General features: G+C 70.1%; 7 protein-coding genes. 3 read left to right on the top strand and 4 right to left on the bottom strand.

The features are described 5' to 3' along the window. The first annotated feature begins 120 nt into the window (after positions 1 to 120). Positions 121 to 702: a TetR/AcrR family transcriptional regulator gene (locus QH470_RS05890; protein WP_280271236.1), complete on the top strand. Its 582-nt coding sequence runs from the start codon at positions 121 to 123 to the stop codon at positions 700 to 702. A 237-nt stretch (positions 703 to 939) separates the two neighbouring features. Beyond that, positions 940 to 2220, top strand: coding sequence for a glycosyltransferase 87 family protein (locus QH470_RS05885; protein ID WP_280271235.1), 1281 nt, complete (start codon positions 940 to 942; stop codon positions 2218 to 2220). Here QH470_RS05885 and QH470_RS05880 read toward each other — a convergent pair. Beyond that, positions 2201 to 2695, bottom strand: coding sequence for a hypothetical protein (locus tag QH470_RS05880; protein ID WP_280271234.1), 495 nt, complete (start codon positions 2693 to 2695; stop codon positions 2201 to 2203). The genes QH470_RS05885 and QH470_RS05880 overlap by 20 nt on opposite strands. A gap of 222 nt (positions 2696 to 2917) precedes the next feature. Between QH470_RS05880 and QH470_RS05875 the strand changes: the two genes are divergently transcribed. Beyond that, positions 2918 to 4075, top strand: coding sequence for an alpha/beta hydrolase family protein (locus QH470_RS05875; RefSeq protein ID WP_425302615.1), 1158 nt, complete (start codon positions 2918 to 2920; stop codon positions 4073 to 4075). Between the two features lie 10 nt (positions 4076 to 4085). Here the strand turns inward: QH470_RS05875 and QH470_RS05870 are convergent, their stop codons facing one another. The 3 genes from QH470_RS05870 to QH470_RS05860 form a co-directional block, all read right to left on the bottom strand. Beyond that, on the bottom strand, positions 4086 to 5126 hold the full coding sequence (locus QH470_RS05870; protein WP_425302614.1) for an alpha/beta hydrolase: 1041 nt from the start codon (positions 5124 to 5126) through the stop codon (positions 4086 to 4088). 165 nt (positions 5127 to 5291) lie between these two features. Next, positions 5292 to 6068, bottom strand: a complete 777-nt coding sequence (locus tag QH470_RS05865; protein WP_280271231.1) for a PRC and DUF2382 domain-containing protein — start codon at positions 6066 to 6068, stop codon at positions 5292 to 5294. Positions 6069 to 6358: 290 nt separating this feature from the next. Next, positions 6359 to 7138, bottom strand: a complete 780-nt coding sequence (locus QH470_RS05860) for a PaaI family thioesterase (RefSeq protein ID WP_280271230.1) — start codon at positions 7136 to 7138, stop codon at positions 6359 to 6361. Positions 7139 to 7206: the final 68 nt, after the last annotated feature.

The following is a 7206-nucleotide window of genomic DNA, read 5'->3' as shown; positions in this document are numbered from 1 at the left end:
GGGGTGGGGGGCCGCCCCCCCCGGGGCCCGCTCATGTTCGCGGGCCCCCCCCCCCACATAAATGGGCCCCCCCCCCACTCGATGTCGAGTTCGCCCACAGCTGAAGGAGATTCGCCCGCAATGCCGACCGGGGTCGCGCTGCGCGACGTGCGCGAGCAATTGTTCGACGCGGCCGAACGCATCCTGCTCCGGGACGGGCCGAGCGCGCTGACCAGCCGCGCCGTCACCGCCGAGGCCGGGTGCGCCAAGGGCGTGCTGCACCGGCATTTCGCCGACTTCGACGCCTTCCTGGCCGAATTCGTCCTGGACCGGGCCCGCCGGATGGACCCGCAGGCTTCCGCGCTGCTGGCGTCGGCCGGGGCCGGGACGGTGGTCGACAATCTGACCGGTGCGCTGCTCGCGGTCTTCGAATCGGTTGCCGTGGCGATCATCCCGCTCATCACCTTCCGCGACGCGCTGCGCGCCCGGCTGCGCGACACCTGGCCCGCGGGCGTCCCCGTCCTCACCGACGCCGCCACCATGATCGCCACCTACCTGTCCGCCGAACAGGACCTCGGCCGCATCCCGCCCGATTCCGACCCCGACGGGCTCGCCCCCATGCTGGTCGGCACCGCCCACCTGCTCTTCGCCGACCGCACCGGCGACCCGCCGGATGCGCGAGCCGTCCGCCGAATGGTCACGACGGTGATCAGCGACGACTAAGCGGTGCGGATCCCGGCTCCCCCGCGGACATCCCAGGTCACCCCGGCATCCCTCGCGGACATCCCAGGTCACCCCGGCATCCCTCGCGGACATCCAGGTCATCCCGGCATGCTTTTGGCCGGGATCCACGTCCCCAGGAATCCCTCACGACCCTCCGCTCGGTGCGCACGGTTGGCGGTCGCCACCCGACTGCTATTACCGTGGGGCCGGTCCGGAGCCCGATCGTTGGGAGGGTGTGTGTCGCTGGCGACGATCGAGGACGCGGTTGCGCCGTCCTCGGCAGGAACGACCCCGCAGCGTCGCCCCCTGCCCGCTGCCGTGTTCTGGACCGTTCTCGCACTCGGCGCGCTCGCGGGTGGGTATTGGGTCAAGCAGGTGGTCGAGACGCCGCAGGTGATGATGCATCTGATGGACCTGAAGGTCTATCAGATCGCCGGACAGCGCGCGGTCGACGGCACCTCCGTGTACGACACCCCGCTGCTGGGCAATACCCGCGGCGTCTGGGAGTTCGTCTACACGCCGTTCGCCGCACTGCTGTTCACGCCGCTCGTCGCGCTCAGCGGTGAGCTGTTCCGCTACGCCGGCGCGCTGGGCAACTTCGCCATGCTCGCGGCGTCCTGCTGGGCGGCGCTGTCCATGCTCGGCTACCGCCGAGATCTGCGGCTGGCGGTGGCGAGCCTGCCCATCGCCGGACTGCTGCTGTGGTGTGAGCCGGTTCGCGAGACCATGGCGTTCGGCCAGATCAACATCTTCCTGCTGCTGCTCGTACTGGCGGATATGGCACTGCCCGATTCCTCGCGCTGGAAGGGCGCGCTGACCGGAATCGCGGCCGGGATCAAGCTGACGCCGGCGTTCTTCGTGGTGTATTTCCTTGTCACGCGCCGATTCCGGGCCGCCGCCACGTCCGCCGCCGCATTCGTCGCGACCGCGCTGCTCGGCCTCGCCGTGCTGCCGAAGGATTCGCTGACGTACTGGACCGGCGCGTTCGCCGATCCCACGCGGGTGGGCGTGCCCGAGAATCCGCAGAACGAGTCGCTGCGCGGGATGATCGCCCGGACGCTCGGCGTCGGCGGCGAACATCAGCTGCTGTGGCTGGCGGGTGCGGCCGCCGTCGCCGTGCTGTGCCTGGCGCTGGCCCGGCAGCTCTCCTCGACCGGGCGGGAACTACCCGCGGTGGTACTGGTCGGGCTCACCACGACCGCGGTGTCTCCCTACAGCTGGGTGCATCACTGGGTGTGGCTGGCGCCGCTGCTGATCTATCTGACCGACCTGGCGGTGCGCCGTCGAGGCCTCGCCGCACCACTCGGGCTGGCGGCCGCGCTGGTGATCGCCTCCGGCGGCGTGCTGGCCTTCTACGACCCGATGCTCGCGAGCGTGCTGAATCTGCCGCCCCGCGCTCATCTCGGCGTCTTCTATCACAACGCCTACATCTGGCTGACCCTCGCGCTGTTCGCGGCCGCCTTCGTCTGCCTGCGGAGGCCCGGAAACCGTTGGGCGACTAGCGAATCGGCTGCGTGACGCTGTTGTGCTCGTCGTTGACGAGGTGGAACGCGGTCGCGAGATCGTCGATCACGGACTGCCAGGCGCTCTCGCTGCCGTCGCCGAACGGATCACGGGACAATGCCAGCAGCGCGGTCGCGGCGTCCACGGCCTGCACCGCGGCGGCCAGCAGCGCCGGGATCGGATCGGGGCCGCTGCGCGAGACCAGGGTGGCGATCCGGTCCCGCAGCCAGCGCGCGTCGAACTGCGCCTGCTCGGACAGCGTCGTCTCACCGACCGGCACCGTCGCGGCGGCCGACCACCGGCGACCGGTCTCGCCCAGCGGGGCCGCCACGATCACCTCCCGCAACTCGTTACTGATCAGGCGATGCAGCAAACCCGTCAGCTCCGCGTGCTCGACCGACGGATCGCGCGCGGCACCGTCGGCGGCCGCGTCCTCCGCGCCCACCTGCAGTACCGCCAGCACCGCCCGCAATTGCGCAGTCGTCGCCACACGACCCCCTCATCGTCCGGCCTCCCGGCGGAGGTCGGCGTGTTCCCACTTCTCCGGCGAACCCGGCCGGGGGCACCGGCGCGAGCTCATCGTTTCTGACGCGGGCATACTCCCAGCTATCAGAGGCGATGTCTATCGGAAGCCGCCGAGAATCCCACGATATGGAACATCCGGGCGGGCCGCGGAGTGGTTATCCTCTTCGGCGTGTCCCGGTACGACCGCGTGCGAACGATCGTCGCCGTCCTCGCGTCCGTCTCGATCGGCGCGGGAGCGGCCTTGTTCGCTGCCCCCGCCGCGACGGCCGAGGATCCCGGCGGCCCCGGACAGCTCGTCTCGGTGACGGGGCTCGCGCCGGAAGCCACGCTGCCCGGCTCCGCCGACGCGCGCCGCGTGGTGCACTGGTCGACGGGCGTCGGCGAGCAACCGGCACTGAGCAGCGCGGCGGTGTATCTCCCCGCCGGGGAACCGCCCGCCGGCGGCTGGCCGATCGTCGCCTGGGCACACGGCACCGTAGGTGTCGCCGACCACTGTGCCTACAGCGTCGCGGGACCGTCCCTGCGCGAACGCGATTGGAGTTATCTCGGCGCGTGGCAGCGCGCGGGTTATGCCATCGTGGCGAGTGACTACGTCGGCCTCGGCACGCCCGGCCCGCACCCGAAGGACAACGGGGTGGTCGCGGCCGACAGCGTGGTCGACGCCGTCACCGCGAGCGCACGAGCCTTTCCGGGAATCCTGTCGAATCGCTGGGTGGTGGTCGGCCAGTCACAGGGCGGTGCGGCGGCGCTGTGGACGGCGCGGGCCGCCACCCGGCGCGGCGCCGGGCTCGACTATCGCGGCGCGGTCGCGACCGGTGTACCCGGCCTGCTCGAGAACGCGCTCCTGGCGCTGGGCCCGCACCTGCCGCCCGTGCCGCTCCCGGCCGAGACCACCGCGGTCGCCCTGTTCTCGCTGTCCGGTCTGCGAAGTTCCTTCCCGCACTTGAACATAGACTCCTACCTGACCGCAGCGGGCCGCCACTGGCTGGACCGCGCGGAGCGGCTCTGCGAGAGCGACCTCGCCACCGAAGTCGCTTCTCCCCCGGTCGTTCTCGGCGATCTGTTCGCGAAACCGTTGGCCGCCTTGCCGAATGCGCCCGCCCTGCTGAGCGGCCACATGGGCATTCCGGTCGGCGGCTACGACCGGCCGGTATTCATCGGGCAGGGACTGTTCGACACGATGTCACCCGCGCCCGGCACCCTGGCCGTCGCGGCGGCGATGCGGGCGAACGGCATGCCGATCACCCTGCGCACCTATCCATCCGACCACAGCGGGACACTACGGGCGTCGCTGCTCGACTCGCTGGCCTTCGTCCGCGAACTCCTGCCGCCCGGCCGCGGATGAGGAATTACCGTCACAGGCCCAAGCCGTCGGCGAGCACGGGCCAGGACTGCTTGAAGGCGTCCTGCCAGTAGCCCCAGGAGTGCGTCCCGTTCGCGGTGAAGTCGTAGGTCGCGGGAATTCCCAAGTCGTTCAAGCGATTCTGCAGATTCCGGGTGCAGGCGTTCACCCCCGCCTCGATGAGCCCGCCGAGCAGGATCTGGTTCGCCAGGGTCTCGGGGCTGCGGGTGCTGCCGTAGGTCAGGAAGGGGCTGTCCAGGGTGTCGTGCGGACCGGGCAGGCCGTTGCCCGCCGAGACGAACAGGTTCAGCCCGCGCAACCGTTCGGCGTGCACGTAGGGATCGTTGGCCGCCCACAGCGGGCTGTTGTCCGGGCCCCACATATTGGCCGGATCGCCGTGCCCCCAGACCTCCACCATCGTCTTCACCACGCGTTGGCCGAGCGGGTCACTGGTCTGGGCGCAGCCGCTGTAGGAGGCCACGCTGCGATACAGACCCGGTTTGGCGATGGCCAGCGCCAGCACCGAATCGCCCGCCATGGACAGGCCGACGATCGCGTTGCGGCCGTCGGCCGCCAGCGCCGCGTCGATCAGCGGCGGAAGTTCCTCGGTGAGGAAGGTGCTCCATTTGTTGCGGCCGAGCACGGGATCGTCTGCCACCCAGTCGGTGTAGAGGCTCCAGGCGCCGCCGATCGGCTGCACGATATTGGCGTTCTTGTCGCCGAGGAACCGCAGCGTGTCGGTCATGGAATTCCAGGTGTCGAGATCCTCGCCGCCGCCGGATCCGTTGAGCAGGTACAGCACCGGGCGCGGCACGGAGGTGTCGGCGGGCCGCTGCACGTCGACGGTGATCTGTTTGTTCATCGCCCCCGAGAACACCCGCAGCGTCAGATGGCGCGGGTCGTGAACGGTGAAGCTCGCGATGCGCGACCCGTCGGGGGTGACCGGCGAGGCGGCCGGTTGCCCGGAGGCCGTGACGGGATCGACCGGCGCCGCCCCCGCCGGCGCTCCGATCGCCGCGGACAGCGCGGCCGTGACCGCGGTGACGGCCGCGATCGCCGCGCCGCGCACCAGGTATTTCGTTGTCAAATCCCAAAACTCCCCGTAGCCAACCCAATCCGGCCCCGACCGGATGCACAAGCTATCACTGTCGCACATCCGCCGGGGGCGTGTCACACAGCAGGAGACCGGGGTGGTCCCCGGTCTCCTGCGCGGTTGGGGTCAGCGATCGCCCTTGTTGCGGGGGCGCTTGTCGGTGTCGACGCCCTCGGTGTCGATCCGTTCCTTGCGGACGGTGTCGGAGACCGTCTGATGGTCCTCCACCTCGTCCACGGCGAGCCGGACCCGTTCCACCGGGACCGATTCCTTGTGCACGGTCACCCGATCCTCGTGCAGGGTGACCTCTTGTTCCTGATCGCCCATCTCGGACGAGCGCACCTGCGAGGGGTCGGTGATGGGCTCCCGCTCGATGTGCACCTCCTCGTGGGTGGTCGGCACGTCCACGGACTGGTTCTCGGTCACCACGTACTTCCGCAGCCGCGCGTGGCCGGCCTCCTGCCGTTCGGTGCCGATCTCGAGCCGCTCCTCCGAGCGGATCATCTCGTCGTTGTCGCGGCCGTAGGTCATCGGCTCCTCGGGCCCCGGGCGAATCTGCTGGCGCCCGTAGGCCGTCCAGCCCGCCTGTTGCGGGTTGATGCCGTAGTGGCGGAACAACTCCTGCTCGGCCTCGCGGCTGATGTGGCCGTCGTCGTCCAGGTAGGGCGCCGACTTGACGTGCGCCTTGTCGACCCCGACCTGCAATGTGTCATTGTCGGGCCGGTGCTTGGCGCCGGCCAGCGGGACCATCGAGTCACCGCTGAACATTCCGGTGGACACCGCCGCCCACGTCGGCGCTCCCGAGGCGTTGTCGAGATAGATCTGCTTGACCTTGCCGATCTTGTCGCCGGCGGAGTCGTAAACGGTATTACCGATCACGGATTCCAGCGTCGCGTGTGTCATAGCTCCTCCTCATGTGCATCGGTGCCCATGCCACGCAGAGAAGGCGGCGGCGTGCACCGCATGATTCGTGGAACAGTTGTCGAGCCGTTCGGCCACGGCGCTACACCCTCTGCCGCCCGAACGGTCCGTAGCCGTTGTCTCCACTCGCTGCCCGCGGTAGTTCCGCGGGTCTGACAACGTCAACAGCTACATCACGGCAAGTACCCGTTGCTCCAGCTCGCAAACAGTACGGCGGACAACGACCGGGGTGACAGCAAAATCCGCGCGCCGACCGGGGCGGGCGTTGTTGTTCAGGCGAAGACGCGGGCCGTGGCGAGGGTGGTGAGCCGGTGCTCGTTGCCGGAATCGCGCACCTCGACCCGCGCGAGGCCGCGGTGCAAGCGGGCCTTGGCGAGCACGGGCCCGACGCGGGCGCCGAGCAGGTAGCGCAGGCCCAGAAAACTCAAGCCCGCGCCGGGGGCGAGGGTGAGCACCGCCTCCTCGGCGGCCAGCGCGAGCAGTCCGCCGTTGACGGTGCCGGACGCGTTGAGCCCCTCCTGGGTACGCGGCAGCAGCACCGTCCCCGGCCCGACCCGCTCGCACCGGGCCCGCTCGGCCAGCGGCACCGGCAAGCGTTCCGACGAGCGCGGCAGGTCCACGCTCAGCCACGACGGCAGTTGCACATCCGGATCGGGCGCCACCATGAAAGAGGCGCCGCTGCAGGCGATCGGCTCGTCGTCCACGCTGAACTCGCACTCCGCCACGAACACCGAGCGGCCCACCTTCACCGTGCGGCCGACGGCCCGCACCTCGCCCGTGGCGGGCGCCGGGCGGTACAGGTGCACATCGAGTTCGAGCGTCACGGGCACCCGTGGACCCATGACCAGCGACGCCAGCAGACCCGACACGGTGTCCGCCCACGTCGCCAGCACGGAGGTGCGCAGCGACGCGGCGCCGGGAACGTGCATCTCGGGGGTGATCTCGGCGAAGCCGTGCAGCTCGTCGCCGACCCGCTGGGTCCCGAAGCCCATCTCGCGCAGGATGCGGCCGCGATCCTCGAGGCTGCTGCTCGGTAAGGTCGTCACGGTCATCCCTCCGCCACCGTAAGACGTTCTCTAAAACGAGAACATCACTTCCGACGGTAGCCGCCCAGGCGTGC

The sequence above is a fragment of the Nocardia wallacei genome (assembly GCF_029868745.1).
GTDB lineage: Bacteria > Actinomycetota > Actinomycetes > Mycobacteriales > Mycobacteriaceae > Nocardia > Nocardia wallacei_B.
The sequence above is the reverse complement of the archived record's forward strand: the minus strand, read 5'-3'. Positions and strand labels throughout refer to the sequence as shown.